Consider the following 18,591-nt stretch of genomic DNA (forward strand, 5'->3'; position numbering starts at 1 on the left):
ACTTCATGACGATCGTCACACAGAATGTCATTCCCGCATCCGTTCTGTTGCAGGACGGGCAGCCCCAATGGCTCCGGCAATGGGGCAGCTTCGCGGCCCGGACCCAGTTCGCGGATCTGCCTTTACCCGTGGTCGAGCGCACGAAGCTCGTGCTTCTCGACTGCATCGGCGCCATGGCTGCCGGAATGCAGGAACCGGAGATGCGCAGCCTCGTCTCGCGACTTGGACAACGCGAGAGGATGGAGGGGCAGGTTCCGGTGATCGGGGCAGGCCGCCGCATGAGCGCGCTGCTTGCAAGCCTGCTCAACGGCACGGCAGGCACGATGCTGGAACTCGACGAGGGCAATCAATATGCGCGCGGCCACCCCGGAATCCACGTGGTCCCGGCCGCCCTGGCGGCGGGCGAGCGCTGCGCAGCTTCGGGCGCGGACCTGATCCTGGCGATCGCACTTGGCTATGAAATTGGGTCTCGTGTCGGCATCGGATCGAAACTGCGGGTGACCATGCATCCCCATGGCACCTGGGGCACGATCGGCGCTGCAATGGCGGCTGCAAGGCTTGAGGCGGCTACGCCGGACCAGATCATAGAGACTATCAATCTCGCTTCGAGCTTTGGCCTGTCGACGAGCCGGCGCACGATGCTGGAAGGCGGAACCGTGCGCAACACGTATGCGGGTTTTTCAAACCAGCTTGGCCTCATGGCATGGGAGCTGCAGGCATCCGGCTTCGTCGGAGAGACCGATGGCGTCGGGACCGTCTATGGAACCGTGATCGCCGAGAACTTTCAGCCGGACGAGATGGTGCTGGAACTCGGCGAACGCTGGGAAATCGCCCGCAACTATTTCAAGAGGCATGCGGCTTGCCGCTACACTCACGGCGCTCTCGACGCCCTTGGCGAAATTGTGCGTCAGCTGGGAGGCCCGATTGATCCTGCGTCTATCGAAGCGATCGAAGTCGATACCTATGTTTGGGCGGCGCAGCTCGACTCGGCCGACCCCAGAAACATGCTGGCTGCAAAATTCTCCCTGCCCTTTGCATTGGCAACCTACATCGTCAATGGCGCCGCCGATGTGCCGGCTTTCCGCGAGGAGGCCCAGGCGAATCCGATTGCCCGCGATCTCGCGCGTCGCGTCACGGTGCGTGAGGATGCAGCACTAACAGCGATGCTTCCGGGCCTACGCCCGGCTCGGGTTCGGGTTCGCTTGAGAGACGGCCGGCAATTGGCGGCCGAGGTGCTCACCAACAAGGGTGACACCGAAGATCCGTACTCGCCCGAAGATGTGCATGCCAAGTTCCGGGAGCTGACAGAGCCCGTCTGGGGCGGCCCGCATGCGGAGCTCATCATGGCCGAGGTCGACACCATCAATGGCGCATCTAACATCCGTGAGCTGCTGGATCTTCTTGCCCGCTCTCCCCAACACGGTTGGTCACAATGAATTTCAAGGAACGAATTCTTCAGAACAAGGTCATCGTTGCGCCCGGCGTCTTTGACCCATTGACCGCATCGATTGCAACGGAGACCGGCTTCGAGGCTCTCTACCTGTCCGGTGCGGCGATGGCCTATACACGACTTGGGCGTCCCGATATTGGCTTGGTCTCCATGAGCGAGGTCGCTGAAACCATCGCGCTGGTGCGCGACCGGGTATCGACGCCGCTCGTGGTGGACGCGGATAACGGCTACGGCAATGCGCTGAACGTTCAGCGCACGGTCCGGATCTTCGAGCGCGCCGGCGCAACTGCGATTCAGCTCGAGGACCAAAGCTTTCCCAAGCGTTGCGGTCATCTGCAGGACAAGTCGATCATTCCGGCCGACGAAATGGCCGGCAAGATCAAGGCCGCAGTAGATGCACGCGCATCCGAAGAGACCGTGATCATCGCTCGCACCGACGCGGTCGCCGTCGAAGGCTTCGAGCCGGCGATCGAGCGGGCGCGGCTTTATGCGGAGGCTGGAGCTGACGTGCTTTTCGTGGAAGCTCCTAAGTCCCGCGAGCAGCTCGCCGCCGTGACGTCTGCCATCGGGTCGTTGCGCCCACTCCTCGCCAATATGGTCGAGGGCGGTGAGACGCCTTTGTCCTCTGCGCATGACCTTGGCGCAATCGGTTTCCGGCTCGTTATCTTCCCGGGCGGCATCGTGCGTGCTCTGGCCCGCACTGCGCAGGATTATTACCGCTCGCTCCATGCCCACGGCACAAACGAACCCTTTCGTGATCACATGTTCGACTTCACGGCGCTGAACCGACTCATCGGCACCCCTGAAATGCTGGCGCTCGGCGAACGCTATGAATCTTTCGATCGGGAGACTGGCCAATGAGCGGTATCGATCCCGTCACCTTGGCTGTCCTGAAAGGCCGACTCGAGCAGATCGCGGACGAGATGGACGCGACTCTCTACCGCTCCGCATTCAATCCGATCATTGCGGAAGCTCGCGATGCCTGTCATGGGCTTTACCACCCCGTCACCGGTGCAACCCTCGTACAGGGTACGAACGGGTTGCCCATTTTCGTCGGCGCGATGGCGTTTGCCGTGAAAGCTGTGATCGATAAGGTCGAGAGGGAAGGGGGGCTGGAGCCGGGCGATACCTTCCTGTTCAACGATCCCTATGACGGCGGCACGCACCTGAACGACTTTCGTCTCGTACGACCAATCTTTCGGGACGACAGGCTCTATTGCTGGCTCGCATCCGTTGGTCACTGGCTCGACATTGGCGGCAATGTGCCAGGTGGCTTCAACGCCCAAGCGACTGAAAGCTTCCAGGAGGGCGTCCGCTTTCCACCTGTCAAACTCATTCGGGCAGGGTTGATGAACGAAGACATCGTGGCAATTCTTTCCGCAAACGCCCGGGTACCGGTGTCGAACTTCGGCGATCTCAACGGCCAGCTCAATGCTCTGGATCTCGGCGAGAGGCGCCTGACGGAGCTTCTCGACGAATATGGCGATGCGACCGTTGCAACGGCTTTCGACGCGTTCTCGGATCGCGCGGAGGCGATGATGCGCGCAGCCGTCAGCGCGCTGCCGGATGGCACCTATTCGTTTGAAGATTACCTCGACAACGATGGCATCACCGATCATCGGCTCACGATTGCCCTGGACCTCACAGTTGCAGGTGATGTGATGACGCTGGACTTTTCGCGCTCGTCCGCGCCCTGCGCCGGGCCGCTCAATATCGCCTATTCGACGGCCGTTGCCTGTTGCTACGTAGCCCTCAAGCACGTCTTTACCGACGTTCCAGCCAATGCCGGCTGCCTGCGGCCGATCACCTTCGTGATCCCCAGTACGACGCTCCTCGGTGTCAAGGCACCGAAGCCTGTCGGGGGGTATACGGAGACGATCCTCCGTGTCATCGGGGTTGTCTTCGGCGCTTTGGCAAAGGCCGACCCGAGCCGTGCGACGGCTGGCCCGTTCGGCACGATCAATGCTCTGTCGCTGGCGGGGCATCGTCCCGATGGCTCGCGCTGGGTGATGTTTTCGTTCTTCGGTGGCGGCCTCGGCGGCAATCCGGAGAGCGATGGGCTGAACCATGCCAACAATCCGATCTCGACAGCCACGATTCCTCCGGCGGAAATCCTGGAGGCCGCCTATCCGGTCATGTTCACCCAATGGGCATTGCGGCCGGATTCTGCGGGGGCAGGAACTCATCGCGGCGGTGTCGGGGCGATCTACGAGATCGAATCTTTGACTGATGCGGATGTGTTCCTTCTGGGCGAGCGCGGCAGGTTCGCACCGTTCGGCGTGTCAGGCGGTCTGCCCGCGTCCCTGAACAAGTTTTTCTGGCAGACGGATAAAGGCGAGTTTTCACCGCCGATGGCATCCAAGGTCGCGAACGTGAAGATCCGCGCAGGTCAGCGCGTGCGTCTGGAGTCGCCCGGGGGCGGCGGATGGGGCGATCCTCTGCAGCGTGACCCACAGCGCGTCGCCCGTGACGTGCGGCTGGGCTATGTCAATTCCGAGACGGCGGCGCGCGATTACGGCGTCGTTGTCATGGAGAATGGCGAATTAGACGAGAGCGCAACCGTCGCTCTGAGAAAGGGTGCAGCCGCATGAACGCCCTCGTGGGAAAGATCGTCGGTGTGGACGTGGGCGGGACCTTCACGGACCTGTTCTATTACGACGAGGACGCAGCCCGGTTCCGCACGGCAAAGGTCCCGTCGAACCGCGGTGACGAAGCGATTGGGTTTCTCGAGGGTCTGAAGACCTTCGGGCCGCTTGCGCAACTCGGCTCCATCGTGCACGGCACGACAGTGGGCACCAATGCCCTGCTCGAGCGCAAGGGCGCTCGGATCGGCCTCATCACCACCCGCGGGTTCCGGGACGTGCTTGAGATGCGCCGTCGGGATCGCCGGCACACCTGGGGGCTCTGGGGCGATTTCGTGCCGGTCGTCGACCGGGACCTGCGCCTCGAAGTCGTCGAGCGCACCATGGCTGATGGGACCATCCGGGAGGAGATCGATCCGGACGAGGTCAAAAACATTGCCCAGGTACTCCTAGCACGCGGCGCCGAGGCTCTCGCGATCGTTTTCATTAACGCTTATGCCAATCCTGCGAACGAACTAAAGGCGCTTGCCGCAGCCCGGGAGGTATGGCCGAACGAGAACATCGAGTGCTCGGCTCAGATCCTGCCTGAAATCCGTGAATTCGAGCGCACCTCGACCACGGCGCTCAACGCCTACCTCCAGCCGGTCGTGGGCAGTTACCTGGGCAAGTTGAATCAGGCTCTGGCCCACGAGAAGTTCTCGGGAAGGTTCCACATCGTTCAGTCGAATGGTGGCGTCATGTCGACCGCCACGGCCCGGCGACTGCCTGTGCGCACAGCTCTGTCCGGGCCTGCCGCAGGCGTGATCGCTGCTGCTGCCATCGCGAAAGCCGCAGGCTTTCCTGATGTGATCACGGGGGATCTTGGCGGAACCTCCTTCGATGTGTCGATCGTGGTCGAGGGCGAGACGGCACTGGCGGCCCAGACCACCATCGATTTCGGCCTCGTCATCCGCACTCCGATGATCGAGATCACCACGATTGGTGCTGGCGGCGGCTCGATTGCCCATGTGGATGCGGGCGGGCTGCTTCAGGTCGGGCCTGAGAGCGCAGGATCGCGCCCAGGGCCGGTAGCCTATGGGCAAGGCAACACGCGTCCGACGCTCACCGATGCCAATGTGGTGCTGGGTCGCATCAATGCCGAGCGTCCCATAGGCGGCAAGCTCGCGCGTCTGGACGTCGAGGCAGCGAAGGCTGCCATCACGAAATACGTAGCGGAGCCGCTCGGGATCGACCCCATGCAGGCGGCGGAGGCCATCGTGCGGGTCGCCAACGGCAAGATGGCTGGCGCCATCCGCCTCGTCTCCATTGAGCGCGGGCATGACCCTGGTCGCTTCGCCGCCGTCCCGTTCGGCGGCGGAGGAGCTCTGCATGTGGGAGCGCTGATCAAGGATGTGGGCCTGAAGGCCGCTCTCGTGCCACGCTATCCGGGCGTGACCTCCGCGTTGGGCTGTGTCATCGCGGACATCCGACACGATCAGGTACAAACGGTGAATCTGCTCCTCGACCAACTCGATGCCGCGGCTCTCGATCAGCGTATGGTCGAGGAGGCAGAAGCGTCCCGCGTGGTCGTGGAGGAGGCTGGTCTTTCGGTCGAGCGGATCGACATCCTGTTCGAGCTCGACATGCACTATGTGGGCCAGACCCACACGGTCAGTGTTCCGCTCCCCGTCTCGCTTCAGAGCGGAACGACAGGGGTCGATGCGTCCATCGTCAGGGAAGCCTTCGAGCGGGCGTACCAAGCCTCGTTCAGCCGCCTCTTGCCCAGTGTACCGGCAAAGATCGTCAACCTGCGTACGGCCGCGGTGGGACGCAGGCCTCATTTCGATCTCGCATCTCTCGCGCCTGAGGCTTCCGCGACTATCGAGCAGGCAAGGCTCGGCAGCCGTCCGGTCTGGTTCGATGGCGATTGGCATGACACCGCGATTTATGCGAGGCTGGACCTGCCGATCGGTGCGGTCGTGCATGGGCCAGCCATTCTCGAACAGCCGGACGCGACCACCGTCATCGATCCGGATCTCATTGCGCGTGTGGATGATTTCGGCAACATCATCGTGGAGCGCGCCACATGATCGGGTCTGCCACCCCGGTAGAGCGCACTGCGCTCCTCATTATCGATCTTCAGAACGACTTCCTCCATCCAAAGGGCGCTTATGGTCGGGCGGGGCAGGGAGCACCTGAAATCGCTGCTCTTCCAGAGCGACTGAAACCGCTTGCCGACCTGTTGCGCGCCAAGGGCGGCTATGTCGTCTCAACGCAGTTCACCCTAGTGCCCGCAAGAGGAGGCGAGCCGCTGATCTCTCCGCATCTCAAGCAACTCAGGCCCTTTCTCGAGAAGGGGGATTTTCAGCCTGGTGCTTGGGGGCATCAGCTCGTGGACATGTTGCAGCCAGCAGATCTGAGCATCGAGAAGATCGCGTACTCAGCCTTCTACATGACCCGCCTTGAATGGGTGCTGCGCAAGTGCGGCATCGAGAGACTTCTCGTCTGCGGCATTGTCACCAATGGCGGCGTCGCATCGACCGTGCGTGATGCACATGTGCGCGACTTCGACACCATTGTTCTCGAAGACGGCTGCGCAGCCTTCTCGCCTGCCGTGCATGACACGGCCATTGAAGCATTGCGGCCAGTCTGCCGAATCGCTTCCATTTCCGAGATCATGAGAGAGATCGAAGGCGCATGAGCATTCTTTCGGCGGAAGGATTTGCCTTCGACGCGAAGGCTCCAGTAATCATCATCGGTGCTGGTGCAGCGGGCCTTGTTGCGGCCCTGTCGGCATGCGAGGCCGGACAGGATGTCCTGGTTCTCGAACGTGATTCCGTGCCGCGCGGCTCGACGGCTCTCTCAGCCGGATTGATTCCCGCTCCTGGCACACGGTGGCAGAAAGCGGCCGGCATCGTCGACAGCCCGGAATTGTTCGGCAGCGATATCGGCGCCAAGGCGAGTGGTGAGCCGGATCCCTTGCTCGTGAAGACAGTGACGAAGGCGATAGGCCCGACGATCGAGTGGCTTGCGGATCGCTACGGCCTGCCATTCTCACTGATTGAGGACTTTCGCTATCCCGGACATTCCGTCTGCCGTATGCACGGCCTGCCAAGCCGATCCGGCGGGGAGCTGGTCGACCGCCTACGGGAGGCAGTAGCTTATGCGGGCGTTGAGCTTCTCTGCGACGCCCGTGTCACATCCTTGTTCGCAGAGCCAGACGGCAGGATCGCCGGAGTGGAAGTTAAGCGCCCCGATGGATCGAAGGAACTGATCGGGTGTGTGACGCTTATCCTCGCCTGCAATGGTTATGGCGGTAACAAGGATCTCGTACAGCGTCACATTCCTGAACTCGGAACCGCCCTTTACTTCGGCCACGAGGGCAATCAGGGCGATGCCCTGCTCTGGGGGCAGGCGCTAGGGGCTGGCACACGGCACCTGTCGGGACACCAGGGACATGGGTCGGTCGCGCATCCTCATGGCATCCTCATCACATGGGCGACGATCACAGAAGGTGGGTTTCAGGTGAACCTACGCGGCGAGCGCTTCTCCGACGAAAGCCACGGCTATTCCGAGCAGGCGGCTGTCGTGCTGCGGCAACCGCAGGGACTTGCCTGGACGATCTTCGATGAGCGCATCGCTGGCATCGCCCGTCAGTTCGAGGATTTTCGACAGGCGGAAGCGCTTGGCGCCATTCTGACAGCAGAAACCGTCAAGGATCTCGCGAGCCAGATGAGCATCCCGGTCGAAAACCTCAAGGCAACCTTCGCGGAGGTCGATGCGCTGAAGCACGCCGAGACATCAGATCGCTTCGGGCGCAGATTCTCCGGCGCGCCATCTCTGCAAACCCCATATCATGCCGTGAAAGTCACCGGAGCACTGTTCCATACCCAAGGAGGACTCGTGGTCGATGGCGACGCCCGCGTCATGCGCGAGAACGGAACGGCACTGCCCAACCTCTTCGCTGTCGGCGGAGCGGCCTGCGGTGTTTCAGGCTCCAAAGCAGAAGGCTATCTGTCCGGCAATGGACTTCTTTCAGCCGTCGCCCTAGGCCGGGTGGCTGGCATCGCGGCCGCCCGATCAGGGCCAATGCGGCAAGAACACAGCTGAGAGTTGCCGCACATGCGTGTCGGCGCCGCTCAGCTGCCATTTTAGGCGACACGCCGGGCCAGGAGAGCCGGGCTACGCTGGTAAGCGCTGCCGGATAATGGCGACATGAAAGCGTGCGCCATGGAGCAACCCGTCATCGTTGAAGTCATAGGCCGGGTTGTGCAGAGGTGCGGAGTCCTTGCCGTTGCCGACGAAGGCGAAGCAGCCTGGCACGTGCTCCAGAAAGCGGGCAAAGTCCTCCGAGCCGGTCATCGGCTCGCAGGCAGTCGAGACGTGCTCCGGTTCGAACACCGTCCGGGCAGCCGCGAGAGCTTCGTTCACCAGGGCGGCATCGTTCAGGAGCGGCACAAACTCACGCGTGTAGGTCACCTCGACTGCAACGTTGTAGGACAGGGCCGTTCCTTGAGCGATGATGCGCATCTGCTTCTCGATCTCGGCACTGACCTCCGGCTGGAAGCTGCGGGCATCGCCGAGAATGCGAGCAAGCCTGGGCAGTGCGTTGCGGGTACCGTCCGTGGTCAACTCGGTCACCGACACGACGCCGATATCAGTCGGGCTGAGGCGTCGCGAGACGATGGTCTGGAGGTTCATCACCGTGGCACAGGCGGCAACCAGAACCTCGCTGCCCCAGTGCGGCCGGGCGGCATGCCCGCCGATGCCTTTCAAGACAATCTCGAAGTTGTCCTCCGCCGACATGATCGGTCCCACGCGGGTCTGGAAATGCCCGACCGGAAGGCCTGGCATATTGTGCAGGCCGTAGATCTCCTCGAACGGGAAACACTCCATCAGCCCGTCGGCCAGCATGGCGAGCGCGCCCTTGCCCCATTCCTCGGCGGGCTGGAAGATGAAGCGCACGGTGCCGTCGAATCCGCCTTCCTCGGCGAGGAGCTTGGCTGCCCCGAGAAGCATGGCGGTGTGGCCGTCATGACCGCAGGCGTGCATCGTACCGGGGTTCTGCGAGCGATAGTCCTGCGTGCCCTGCTCGCCGATGCGCAGGGCATCCATGTCGGCCCGGAGCGCGATGGCCCGGTTGCCGCTGCCGCGCTTGAGCGTGCCGACAACCCCGGTGCGGCCCACGCCCTCGGCGACCTCGTCGAAGCCGAACTCCCGCAACTTTGCGGCCACGAAGGCACTGGTGCGCTTCTCCTCGAAGCCGAACTCGGGATGTGCGTGCAGGTCACGCCGCCAGGCAGTCATGTCTCGTGCGAGGGCATCCAGATCCATGGCCATAGTGTCTCTCCTGGTTCGGCTATTCGGCTGCGAGGCGGGTAACCACGTCGAGCAGGATATTGGCGCCCGCGACGAGATCGGCTTCCGGGGTATGCTCGTGCGGATTGTGGCTGATGCCACCGGTGCTCGGCACGAAGATCATGGCTGAGGGCGCCACTCGGGCGATCATCTGCGCATCGTGGCCGGCCCCGGAGGTCATGCGCTTCGAGGCCAGTCCGCGCTTGCGGGCGGCATCCTCCACCAGCTCCACGATCCTGCGATCGAAGGCCACCGGTTCAAACCGCGCCAGCCGCTCGACCGAGATCGTCACCTCCTCGGTGGCCGCGAGCCCCTTCAGGTAGGACGCAAGAGCCGCTTCCTCTGCCTGGAGGCGCCCTTCGTCGGGATCGCGCAGATCAACCGTGAAGGTGGCGCGGGAGGGAATGACGTTGATCGCATTCGGCTCGAAGCTCATGCAGCCCACCGTCGCCACGGTGGGTGTGTTCGCGTTGCGGGCCCGGTCGCGCAGGAAGGTGACCACGCGGGCTGCGGCATGACCGGCATCCCGGCGCATCGACATCGGCGTCGTGCCGGCATGGTTGGCTTCATCCTCGACGGTGATCCTCTGCCATGAGATGCCCTGGAGGTTCTCGACCGCGCCGATGGGCACACCCTCGCGTTCGAGCACGGGTCCCTGTTCGATATGCAGCTCGACATAGGCATACGGCTTGAGGAACCCTGGCTCTTCCGATCCGGCATAGCCGATCCGCTCAAGCTCTGCCCCGAGCATCGTGCCATCGGTGCCGGCCGTCGCCAGCGCCTCCTCGACCGGGAGCCCGCCGGCATAGACGAGTGAACCCATCATGTCGGGCGCATAGCGCACGCCCTCCTCGTTGGTGAAGGCAGCGACAGCAATGGGCCGTGCGGGAACGAAGCCAGCAGCCTTCAGGGCCTCGATTACAGCCAGCCCTGAGAGCACGCCATAGCAGCCGTCGTAGATACCGGCATTGATGACAGTGTCGATGTGCGAGCCGAGCAGGACAGGAGCGTCGTCGGCATTCTTATGATCCTTCCAGATCCCGAAGATGTTGCCGATGCGGTCAACGGCGACCTCCAGGCCTGCGCTGCGGATCCAGGCCACAAAGGCGTCACGTCCGGCCTTGTCGGCGTCGGAGCCGGCGAGCCGGACCAACATGCCGTTGTCGTCGCGGCCGATCTGTCCGAGTTCCCGGAGCCGTTCAAGCAGTCGCGCTGCGTCGATGGAAAACGTTGTCATGCGTCTGCCCCTCTGGTGGTTGCGACGGCGTCAGGCCGCATCCCGACCAGTTCCGCGTAGCGCACCGGATCGGTTGCGCCTTCGGTGTTGATGACGAAGACCCGCGACATTTCGCTGAGGTGAAGCGCTGCTTGGATTTCAGGGGCCGCAGCGGCGCGAATGAGACCGGCAAGGCCTGCCCCACCGCTCTCGCCCGCCACGATGGTCGGGTCATCCCCGACGGGACGGGCGAGGCGGTTCATCACCGCGATCGCATCCCTCTCGTCGACGGTCATGAAGGCATCAGCAACGCGGGACAGTATCCGCCAAGCGACGAGAGACGGCTCGTAGCATTCGAGCATCGCCATGACGGTGGGTTCACCGTGCTCGATCTTGACCGGGTGCCCCGCCCGTGCGCTCTCGTAAAGGCAGGCGGCGCGGGCGGGATCGACCACGATGAAGGTCGGCCGCAGGTCCCCAAAGGCGAGAGCGAGATGCCCTGCGACCGCAGCCGCGACGCCGCCGACGCCTGCCTGCACGAACACATGGGTCGGGGGGGTGGGAAGCTGGCGCAGGGCCTCGCGCACCATGGCGGTGTAGCCCTGCATGACCAGACCAGGAATGCGCTCATACCCCGGCCACGAGGTATCCGAGACGACGGTCCAGCCCTTCTCTGTCGCGACACGTGCCGCCTCTGCGACCGAGTCGTCATAGGTGCCTTCGACCCGGATCATCCGGGCGCCAAAGCGGGCGATGGCCGCCACACGCTCGTCGCTGACGCCGGAATGCACGAAGATGGTGGCCCTGGCGCCAACCAGTTGCGCACCTTGAGCGACCGAGCGCCCGTGATTGCCGTCCGTGGCACAGGCAACCGTCATTCCGGACGCGATGGCGTGAACTTCGGTTGTGTGCAACTCGGCGACATCGACCGCGCGTTTCAGTCGACGACTGGCCTCCTCCAGCACGAGACGGATAACCGCGTAGGAGCCACCCAGCGCTTTGAAGCTACCGAGGCCAAGCCGGAAGCCCTCGTCCTTGATGTGGACCGTGCTCACACCGAGTTCGGCGGCCAGGCCGGGAAGAGCGTGTAGAGGTGTCGGGACATGGTTGTGACGATAGCTGAGGTAGCGTTCGACCTCTTTGGCCGCGGTTACACCCAGGATCTCGGCATCCGCCGGATCGAGTGGCTTGCGGTAGTCGGGGTGCTGGTTGGGCAGGAACATCGCCGTCCTTCATCACTGAGATGGCGAGAAGATATTGCACTTGGTACGAGAAAGGCGCTCTATTTATGCCCGCAGAATGAAAGATTTTTTCGCGTCAATGGAGCGGTGGTGTCCAAATCCTTGTCATCGATCACCCTCGACAGCTTCGATCTCGCGATCCTGAATATCCTTCAGCGGGACAACTCGACCCCGCAGCGGATGATCGGCGAGGCTGTCAACCTATCAGCGCCTGCCGTGCAGCGCCGCATCCGGCGGATGGAGGAGGCCGGGGTCATCCAAGCCAATGTCGCAGTTGTCGATCCAGCCCAAGTTGGGCAATCCATCACCATCTTCGTCGAGGTCGAGGTGATCAGTGAGACTGCGGAGTTGATCGATGCCGCCAAGCGGGAGTTCGCTTCGATTTCGGAGGTGCAGCAGTGTTACTACGTCACCGGAGAGGCGGACTTCGTTCTGGTGGTCGTGGTCCCGACGATGAACGCCTACGAGGCCCTGACGCGGCGCCTGTTCTTCGGCAACAACAACGTGAAGCGGTTCCGCACCTTCGTGACCATGGACCGCGTCAAGGTCGGATTGGCGGTTCCGCTCCCAGGATGAATCATTGCATCGAGGCCTGTGGGCTCTCGAGCAAAGGAATGACGGCTCCTGTCACATTTCGGATCTTGGCCCAAGTTCTGCTTTCACATCGAATGCGGTCATTGATCCAATCAGCGCGACGTGTCCGTTTGTTACAAACAGGCAATTCAATCTAATATTCACGCTATACGCATCCGGTATACCGCCACCTGCAATGCTTCCGATAAACCCTCCTTCCAACTTCACGACACAAAATCCTCCGGCGGCGGGTTCGGTAGCGGTGGCGGTCTTGGAGAGTATCGACCTTCTATAGGGTGGCCTCAATCGCGGCGTTGGTCGGCGTTTACCCGTTGTACGGACCCGGCTTGTTATCCTTAACTGAAGGGAAGGGGCGGCCGATAATTTACAGAGTTCTTGGGCTTTGAGTATACCCCTTGCTTGGGTAGGGGGCAGATACTCAGATCATGCTGACTTGGTTCGTAGGTTTCCTGAAGAGGTTCGGTGCAAGCTTAATAAAGACGGCCAGAGGAGATTGGTCTCAGTTAAGCATCTTCGATAAGTGTTCGATGGGCATAACGTGTGTAAGTACGTGCTTAGGGCTCTATGCCATATCTCCAGAGCTTGAGGTCCTTCAGCAGATTCGGGATCGTTTGGCGCCGCCCATCAGGAAAGAAGACGTCGTTTATGTAAGACGAGCGGCTCGCGACGGCGAGGCCGTTGCGATCGAACTTCAGAAGACGCGCACGGACGAACCAGTAAGCTACGAGGTTTGGATGTGCAGCGGGGAGGGTGGTCGTGAATTGATCTTCTTCGGCTCTGGTCGATTTGGGCGAGAAGAAAATTCTGTCACGCTGCGGAATGTCTTGTCAGAGAACCCCTCACAAGTACTCCTCAAAGTCGCTGATGCCGATCGGGTTTATGCCCGTCATGAGGAGTGGGATCTGTACCGATCGGTGAAGGAGACGGATACGAAGATTCTGCACGGCGATGTGCAATGCGGGGAGATATAGCATGCAAACGAGGAGAAACTTACTGGCTAGCATGCTGGTTTCGGCCGCAAGCCCTCTGTTGCCTACGGTCGCCTTTGGACAAAGCCTTTGCGAAGTTTGGGACAAGACGTTGGTCTGGGATGTCAAGCATTCGCTGTGGGGCACATCCGGAGCCTCGTCGCAGGGCAAAGTGGTATATCTGATCGGCGCCCCTTGGTGCCCGTTCTGCCGCCGACTGGTGAACGAGTATCTTGAAGGACGCCACAATTTCGAGCTGCGCTTCATTCCAATCGACGTTGTTCAGCGCAAACATCGTGAGCAGCAAGCTGATATTGTGATTAACAAGCTGGACGGCTTGAAGCGGACATTCGTTAAGGGTGACAAGGTGCCAGGTATCTCTCCTGCCATGGAGAAGCTCATTCATGATGCCAACTTCATTGCACAGGAAGGATTGAAGGTTCGCTTCACGATGGGTAAGGGCTTGGTCTCTCCGACAGTCGTTTATGAAAAGACGGAAGGCACCTCAACGATCACAGGTTACAAGCCGTTGACTGAATTCGCATCGTCGATACGGCCGATGAAAGATCCGGGAAAGGATCTTAGTACTGATCTTGAGCAACTCCTTGCTCAGGAGAAGCAAATTGCTCCAGGCAGAATGGCAAACTTACGTCGGAAGACAGCAATTCATGCCTTGCCAAACGATGCTTCCGCTTCAGTCGGGTGTGTCGCGTCACGCAGCCTGAAGGCCATTGCAGAATGCAATATGAATGGCCAAGACTGGCTCAAGGTCGAAGCATTGGTTTCGCTCGAACATGAGCCGATCTATGGTTATATCGCTTTGCAGGATGCCGCCCTCTCCTGAGTGCTTCCGAGCCGTGTAGCTCACCCCATTGCTTCTAGAGGGGCCCTGAACCAGTCGGCACCTAACATCCACCCGGCTCATACCTGTAGTTCTGACCAAAGCACTCCATCACTCACAGCCGACGAGGACACTCATAAGCGTGGCTTGGTCCGCGAGATCGGCTGACGGAAGCGGCTGCATGGTCGTACCCTGCGCCAATGGTACATGATCGCTTTCCAAGAAACCTCGCAGCGATGGCCCCTTTGATGGCGAAGTTCACATTCTGTGGGATGTTGCCGTTCGGGGATGACCATAAGATTGAGAGGATTCAATTTCGCGGATACGACACCGACAATGTTGCCAGTCCGGTCGAGGAGTGGCCCACCGGAATTGCCAGCTCGGACCGGAGCTGAGATTTGGAAGGATCGACTGACATCCCGTATCCTTGAGAGAGCCGTCACCTGCCCTGGCATAGAATAGCCGTGCCATAGAGCAGGGCGCGGAATCCATAGGAGAGCTAGTCTATTCGGTCAGACATTAAGGTGCTGCGACCCGGTACCAATCCGAGAAAGATGGGTTCTTTGGTCCCCAATTGGGAACGAACCGCCTTGAGGCTTGTCCGGTAACCAAGTGTTCAACACGGTCTATGAGCGACCACGTTGAGCCAAAGCTTGTTGTGGGCTGAATTGTGGGACGAAGCCGGGTATTTTGGCATAATGCCAAAAGTCTCAGGCGCTTAGATGTGGGATGTGGCGGAGGGAGCGGGATTCGAACCCGCGATACGGTTTCCCGTATACACACTTTCCAGGCGTGCGCCTTCAACCACTCGGCCACCCCTCCAGCATGAGCCTTGCTCGGCTCAAGAACCCTCGCCGGCCGGTCGGGCAGGCTGGTCAGGTTCTCCGCGTTCATCTGCGGAGCGCCCGTGTATCGCCAAATTGGGGCGAAAGGCAAGACCGAACTTGTGACAAATCATCCTGAATCGCCTTTTCCATTGCGACAAAAGAGATTAGATAATTCCCCCTCTGTTCGGAGAGGTATCCTCCCTTGAAGTTTTTAGCGCGTAGCCTCGGCCTCCTGTTGATCGCAGCGGGATTTGTTGGGTTGGTGATCGATGGGACCCGCTCCATCGTCAACAATGCTGTATCGTTCGCTCCCATTGGGAAAGTGGCAGGCGTTCTCTTTCCGGGAAGCATGGCCGGAATGGAAGGGGGCCTTGCCCAACGCGCCTATCCTTGGCTGTGGGAGCCGATCGCCACCTATGGTCTTCAGTTGCCTGCTTCCGTTACCGGCTTCGTCATCGGGGCCATTCTGCTGTGGCTCGGTCAGAAGCCCCTGGAGCCCATCGGCTACTTGGCCGAGCGCTGACGCTTTCACGGCAAGGTGACGCAAGCGTCCCCTCCCATAAGAGCGGAGCGATGATTACATGAGCGGGGTCACGCGAGGGATCCCCATGTTCAGCTTCCGCAAACGCACCGATCTGCCGAACGCCGCCGAGGCCCTGCCGGGGCGGCCCAGCCCCATTCCCACTGCTGACCGGCACTTCATCAGCGGCCGCCCGCTGCTGCCGCCTTACCCGGATGGTATGGAGAAGGCCCTGTTCGGCCTCGGCTGCTTCTGGGGGGCCGAACGCAAGTTCTGGCAGATGGGCGACGGCATCTGGATTACCGCAGCCGGTTATGCTGCCGGCATCACGCCGAACCCGACCTATGAGGAGGTCTGTTCAGGCCTCACCGGCCACAACGAGGTCGTGCTGGTGGTTTTCGACCCGAAGGCGGTCTCCTATGAGGCCCTGCTGAAGACCTTTTGGGAGAACCACGACCCAACCCAAGGCATGCGCCAGGGCAACGATGTCGGCACCCAGTACCGGTCCGGGATCTACGTGTTCAACGAGGACCAGCGCAGAGCTGCCGAGGCCTCCAAGGCCGCCTTTGCCCAGGCGCTGGCCGCCAAGGGCTATGGTCCGGTCACGACCGAGATCCTGGAAGCAGGCCCGTTCTACTTCGCCGAGGATTACCATCAGCAATACCTGGCCAAGAACCCGAACGGCTATTGCGGCCTGGGCGGCACCGGCGTGTCCTGCCCCATCGGCGTGGGCGTCGCGGCCGAATAGGCCTGTCGCCCCATTCCCAGGGCATGAGAGAGCGGCTCGCCTTGCAGGGGTGAGCCGCTCTCTTTTTGTTAAGGCCCGTCAGGCGCCGTGAGAACGCCGCGGCACTCATTGGGCAGCTGCGCCATGGTCAGGGGCGGGCGAGGCTTGCCCGGCTTCGGGTGCAGCATCTCGGGCGTGAACCAGGCTGCAAGCTCCGCGCCGCAGCCGTCGCCGCCGGGCGGCGGATCCTGGTCCGAGCACCCGGCATTGCCGGCCGGGCAGGCCAGCCGAATGTGGAAGTGATAATTGTGGCCCCAGGTCGGCCGCACCTTGCTCAGCCATCCGCGATCCGCGCCCGCCTCGCGGCAGAGAGCTTTCTTGATGGCGGGATTCACGAAGATCCGGGCGACGCCGCGTTCCTGCGCGGCGGCGCGGATGAGAGCGGTGTGCTGGGGCGTCCAGCGGCTCGGATCCACGTCGAGCCAGTCGTCGCGCACCATGTTGGTGGCCGACATCTCCTCCCGCTCGGCCCGGCTCAGGCGTCGATCCGGCATGGGGGTCAGCCAGATATCAGCGTCGAGGCCGATCTGGTGCGAGGCGTGGCCCGTGATCATGGGGCCGCCGCGCGGCTGCGAGATATCGCCGACGAGGAGCCCCGGCCATCCATTGACGGAGGGAAGCCGCGTGGCAAACCTCTGCAAGAGGTCGATCAGCTGCGGGTGGCCCCAATTGCGGTTGCGGGACAGGCGCATGACCTGCCAGTTCTCGCCATCCACCGGAATGGCTGCCGCGCCTGCAACACAGCCGCGGGCATAGCCGCCGATGGAACGCGGCCGCAGATCGGCGGGCGTGGTGCGCCGGCCGAAGAGTTCCTTGGCGGCGAGCTTCGGATCGTCCGGATTGGCCAGCGGCGGCAGGGGCTTCGGATTGAGGGTGCCCTTGTCCTGCGCGGCGGCGGAGCCGCCGATGACGAGAGCAAGGGCGATGGCGAAGAAACGAATCGGATTCATGCAGGAAGGCTAACCCGCATCTCTTCACTTCGGAACGTGTGGGCTGCGGCCATCTTGTCGCTCTTCAAGAAGAGGGCCGGATGTGAGGTCCGGCCCCTTGTATCGTTTAGTGCCGCGGCTGCGGGCGGCCCTCATAGGGCCCGCGCTGGCTCACATGGCCCGGCCCGAGAATGCGCTTGTCGTGGCCATTGCCGGTGCGCCGCATGGTGGGCTGGTAGCGCGGTGTCGGGCGCTTGGCTTGGCGTTGCCGCCGGCCTCCGGTCAGCGGCGGCATGAACAGCGCCGCGATGCCGGCGGCAACGCCGGCCAGAACGGCCGCCGTCACGAAGGGGTGAAGCTGTGCCTCGAGCAGGAAACTCGTCTTGCGCGGCTCGCCGGGAAGGGACGAGTACATGTCGCCGTCCTCGCGGGCCTGATAAAGATTGTCGCGCATGCCGGGACGTTCCGGCTGGTCCGTGGTCTGCGACCCGTAACCTGTCCACTCCATCGCCTTGTCCACCAGGCGCGGGGCCACCTTGCCCATGGCGCCGATGACCCAGCCGCCGAACCCGACGGTGATCTCACGCCGCTGGTGCTCGGCTGCAAAGGCGATGGCTTTGCCAACCAGATGAGGGTCATAGGCCGGCGGAGGAACGGCGTTGTTGTGATCGAGATAGTTGCGGGCGTGTTCGACATAAGGCGTGTCGATGGAGGAGGGCTTGATCAGCGTCACGGCAATTGGAGCACCCTGATTTTCCAGCTCCATGCGCAGACCGTCGGTGAACGCCTTCACGGCATGCTTGGAGGCGGAATACTGGGTCTGCAGGATCATGGTCCGCTCGGACAGGACGCTGCCCACATTGATGATGGTGCCGCCGCGGCGGCGCATGTGGTCGGCAGCGATCATGGAGCCGTTGACGACGCCCCAATAGTTCACATCGAAGAGCTGCCGCTGATCCTCCATGGGGATCTCGTCGAGGTTTCCATACAGGGCAACCGCCGCATCGTTCACCCAGGTGTCAAAGCCGCCGAAGGTGTCGATGGCCGTGCGCGCTACGCGCTCCAGATCCTCGCGCTTGCTGACATCCGCCGCCACCGCGATGGCCCGGGTGCCGCCATGGCTGAGCTCTTCGGCGATTTTGCGCAAGGCCTCCTCGTTGCGGGCCACGAGGACGAGGCCCCGGGCGCCGCGCTCGGCCAACAGGTGCGCTGTTGCAAGTCCGATGCCGCTGGATGCGCCGGTGATGACGATGACCTGTTCCTCGACCGGCTTCTGGCGAACCGCCATGGCAATCTCCC

Annotated in this window: 17 protein-coding genes and 1 tRNA gene; 11 read left to right on the forward strand and 7 right to left on the reverse strand. The window is 62.1% G+C overall.

Features of this window, described 5'->3' with window-relative positions; all coding sequences use genetic code 11:
- The first annotated feature begins 5 nt into the window (after nt 1–5).
- From FHR70_RS02345 to FHR70_RS02370, 6 genes are read left to right on the forward strand one after another with little or no spacing between them, the layout of a single operon-like run.
- Nucleotides 6–1,436 (forward strand): MmgE/PrpD family protein, encoded by a 1,431-nt coding sequence (locus FHR70_RS02345; protein WP_183446724.1) that lies wholly within the window; start codon nt 6–8, stop codon nt 1,434–1,436.
- Entirely contained in the window at nt 1,433–2,311 is an 879-nt protein-coding gene (locus FHR70_RS02350; protein ID WP_183446726.1) for an isocitrate lyase/PEP mutase family protein, read from the forward strand. The genes FHR70_RS02345 and FHR70_RS02350 overlap by 4 nt, the downstream gene beginning before the upstream one ends.
- Entirely contained in the window at nt 2,308–4,041 is a 1,734-nt protein-coding gene (locus FHR70_RS02355; RefSeq protein WP_183446728.1) for a hydantoinase B/oxoprolinase family protein, read from the forward strand. Before FHR70_RS02350 ends, FHR70_RS02355 begins: the two co-directional genes overlap by 4 nt.
- On the forward strand, nt 4,038–6,101 hold the full coding sequence (locus FHR70_RS02360) for a hydantoinase/oxoprolinase family protein (RefSeq protein ID WP_183446730.1): 2,064 nt from the start codon (nt 4,038–4,040) through the stop codon (nt 6,099–6,101). The genes FHR70_RS02355 and FHR70_RS02360 overlap by 4 nt, the downstream gene beginning before the upstream one ends.
- Nucleotides 6,098–6,712 (forward strand): cysteine hydrolase family protein, encoded by a 615-nt coding sequence (locus FHR70_RS02365; RefSeq protein WP_183446731.1) that lies wholly within the window; start codon nt 6,098–6,100, stop codon nt 6,710–6,712. Before FHR70_RS02360 ends, FHR70_RS02365 begins: the two co-directional genes overlap by 4 nt.
- The gene (locus FHR70_RS02370) at nt 6,709–8,121 is read left to right on the forward strand and encodes an FAD-dependent oxidoreductase (RefSeq protein WP_183446733.1); all 1,413 of its coding nucleotides are present in this window, start codon (nt 6,709–6,711) and stop codon (nt 8,119–8,121) included. Before FHR70_RS02365 ends, FHR70_RS02370 begins: the two co-directional genes overlap by 4 nt.
- Nucleotides 8,122–8,193: 72 nt before the next feature.
- Here FHR70_RS02370 and FHR70_RS02375 read toward each other — a convergent pair whose 3' ends face one another.
- From FHR70_RS02375 to FHR70_RS02385, 3 genes are read right to left on the reverse strand one after another with little or no spacing between them, the layout of a single operon-like run.
- Nucleotides 8,194–9,351 (reverse strand): M20 aminoacylase family protein, encoded by a 1,158-nt coding sequence (locus FHR70_RS02375; protein WP_183446736.1) that lies wholly within the window; start codon nt 9,349–9,351, stop codon nt 8,194–8,196.
- A gap of 19 nt (nt 9,352–9,370) precedes the next feature.
- Nucleotides 9,371–10,606: a Zn-dependent hydrolase gene (locus FHR70_RS02380; RefSeq protein WP_183446738.1), complete on the reverse strand. Its 1,236-nt coding sequence runs from the start codon at nt 10,604–10,606 to the stop codon at nt 9,371–9,373.
- Nucleotides 10,603–11,808: a diaminopropionate ammonia-lyase gene (locus FHR70_RS02385; protein WP_183446740.1), complete on the reverse strand. Its 1,206-nt coding sequence runs from the start codon at nt 11,806–11,808 to the stop codon at nt 10,603–10,605. Before FHR70_RS02385 ends, FHR70_RS02380 begins: the two co-directional genes overlap by 4 nt.
- Nucleotides 11,809–11,913: 105 nt before the next feature.
- On the opposite strand from FHR70_RS02385, the gene FHR70_RS02390 reads away from it, so the two are divergent.
- From FHR70_RS02390 to FHR70_RS02400, 3 genes are all read left to right on the forward strand, one after another.
- Nucleotides 11,914–12,402: an Lrp/AsnC family transcriptional regulator gene (locus tag FHR70_RS02390; protein WP_183446742.1), complete on the forward strand. Its 489-nt coding sequence runs from the start codon at nt 11,914–11,916 to the stop codon at nt 12,400–12,402.
- 443 nt (nt 12,403–12,845) lie between these two features.
- A complete protein-coding gene (locus tag FHR70_RS02395; RefSeq protein WP_183446745.1) occupies nt 12,846–13,391 on the forward strand; it encodes a hypothetical protein in 546 nt (181 codons plus the stop codon).
- 1 nt (nt 13,392) lies between these two features.
- Nucleotides 13,393–14,232, forward strand: a complete 840-nt coding sequence (locus FHR70_RS02400) for a hypothetical protein (RefSeq protein ID WP_183446747.1) — start codon at nt 13,393–13,395, stop codon at nt 14,230–14,232.
- A gap of 131 nt (nt 14,233–14,363) precedes the next feature.
- Here FHR70_RS02400 and FHR70_RS24565 read toward each other — a convergent pair whose 3' ends face one another.
- Together FHR70_RS24565 and FHR70_RS02405 are read right to left on the reverse strand one after the other, a co-directional pair.
- A complete protein-coding gene (locus tag FHR70_RS24565; protein ID WP_425487834.1) occupies nt 14,364–14,684 on the reverse strand; it encodes a S1 family peptidase in 321 nt (106 codons plus the stop codon).
- 277 nt (nt 14,685–14,961) lie between these two features.
- Nucleotides 14,962–15,051, reverse strand: a tRNA-Ser gene (locus FHR70_RS02405).
- Between the two features lie 267 nt (nt 15,052–15,318).
- On the opposite strand from FHR70_RS02405, the gene FHR70_RS02410 reads away from it, so the two are divergent.
- Together FHR70_RS02410 and msrA are read left to right on the forward strand one after the other, a co-directional pair.
- Nucleotides 15,319–15,579 carry a PetM family of cytochrome b6f complex subunit 7 gene (locus FHR70_RS02410; protein ID WP_210277449.1) on the forward strand — a complete coding sequence of 87 codons (261 nt, stop codon included), beginning with the start codon at nt 15,319–15,321 and terminating at the stop codon, nt 15,577–15,579.
- Nucleotides 15,580–15,664: 85 nt separating this feature from the next.
- Entirely contained in the window at nt 15,665–16,324 is a 660-nt protein-coding gene (msrA, locus tag FHR70_RS02415) for a peptide-methionine (S)-S-oxide reductase MsrA (RefSeq protein ID WP_183446751.1), read from the forward strand.
- Nucleotides 16,325–16,392: 68 nt separating this feature from the next.
- Here msrA and mepA read toward each other — a convergent pair whose 3' ends face one another.
- Entirely contained in the window at nt 16,393–17,313 is a 921-nt protein-coding gene (gene mepA / locus FHR70_RS02420) for a penicillin-insensitive murein endopeptidase (protein ID WP_183446753.1), read from the reverse strand.
- Between the two features lie 106 nt (nt 17,314–17,419).
- Complete coding sequence (locus FHR70_RS02425) at nt 17,420–18,580, reverse strand: SDR family oxidoreductase (RefSeq protein WP_183446755.1); 1,161 nt, start codon at nt 18,578–18,580, stop codon at nt 17,420–17,422.
- Nucleotides 18,581–18,591 lie beyond the last annotated feature (11 nt).

This window comes from Microvirga lupini (assembly GCF_014191055.1).
In the GTDB taxonomy this organism is placed as follows: Bacteria; Pseudomonadota; Alphaproteobacteria; order Rhizobiales; family Beijerinckiaceae; genus Microvirga; species Microvirga lupini_A.

Excerpts from the sequence above, each read along its gene's own strand:
- FHR70_RS24565 (WP_425487834.1), bottom strand. The coding sequence starts at position 14,684 with ATGCCAGGGCAGGTGACGGCTCTCTCAAGGATACGGGATGTCAGTCGA.
- FHR70_RS02370 (WP_183446733.1), top strand. The coding sequence starts at position 6,709 with ATGAGCATTCTTTCGGCGGAAGGATTTGCCTTCGACGCGAAGGCTCCA.
- FHR70_RS02380 (WP_183446738.1), bottom strand. The coding sequence starts at position 10,606 with ATGACAACGTTTTCCATCGACGCAGCGCGACTGCTTGAACGGCTCCGG.
- FHR70_RS02365 (WP_183446731.1), top strand. The coding sequence starts at position 6,098 with ATGATCGGGTCTGCCACCCCGGTAGAGCGCACTGCGCTCCTCATTATC.
- FHR70_RS02425 (WP_183446755.1), bottom strand. The coding sequence starts at position 18,580 with ATGGCGGTTCGCCAGAAGCCGGTCGAGGAACAGGTCATCGTCATCACC.
- mepA (WP_183446753.1), bottom strand. The coding sequence starts at position 17,313 with ATGAATCCGATTCGTTTCTTCGCCATCGCCCTTGCTCTCGTCATCGGC.
- FHR70_RS02400 (WP_183446747.1), top strand. The coding sequence starts at position 13,393 with ATGCAAACGAGGAGAAACTTACTGGCTAGCATGCTGGTTTCGGCCGCA.
- FHR70_RS02395 (WP_183446745.1), top strand. The coding sequence starts at position 12,846 with ATGCTGACTTGGTTCGTAGGTTTCCTGAAGAGGTTCGGTGCAAGCTTA.
- FHR70_RS02350 (WP_183446726.1), top strand. The coding sequence starts at position 1,433 with ATGAATTTCAAGGAACGAATTCTTCAGAACAAGGTCATCGTTGCGCCC.
- FHR70_RS02385 (WP_183446740.1), bottom strand. The coding sequence starts at position 11,808 with ATGTTCCTGCCCAACCAGCACCCCGACTACCGCAAGCCACTCGATCCG.
- FHR70_RS02355 (WP_183446728.1), top strand. The coding sequence starts at position 2,308 with ATGAGCGGTATCGATCCCGTCACCTTGGCTGTCCTGAAAGGCCGACTC.
- msrA (WP_183446751.1), top strand. The coding sequence starts at position 15,665 with ATGTTCAGCTTCCGCAAACGCACCGATCTGCCGAACGCCGCCGAGGCC.
- FHR70_RS02360 (WP_183446730.1), top strand. The coding sequence starts at position 4,038 with ATGAACGCCCTCGTGGGAAAGATCGTCGGTGTGGACGTGGGCGGGACC.
- FHR70_RS02345 (WP_183446724.1), top strand. The coding sequence starts at position 6 with ATGACGATCGTCACACAGAATGTCATTCCCGCATCCGTTCTGTTGCAG.
- FHR70_RS02375 (WP_183446736.1), bottom strand. The coding sequence starts at position 9,351 with ATGGCCATGGATCTGGATGCCCTCGCACGAGACATGACTGCCTGGCGG.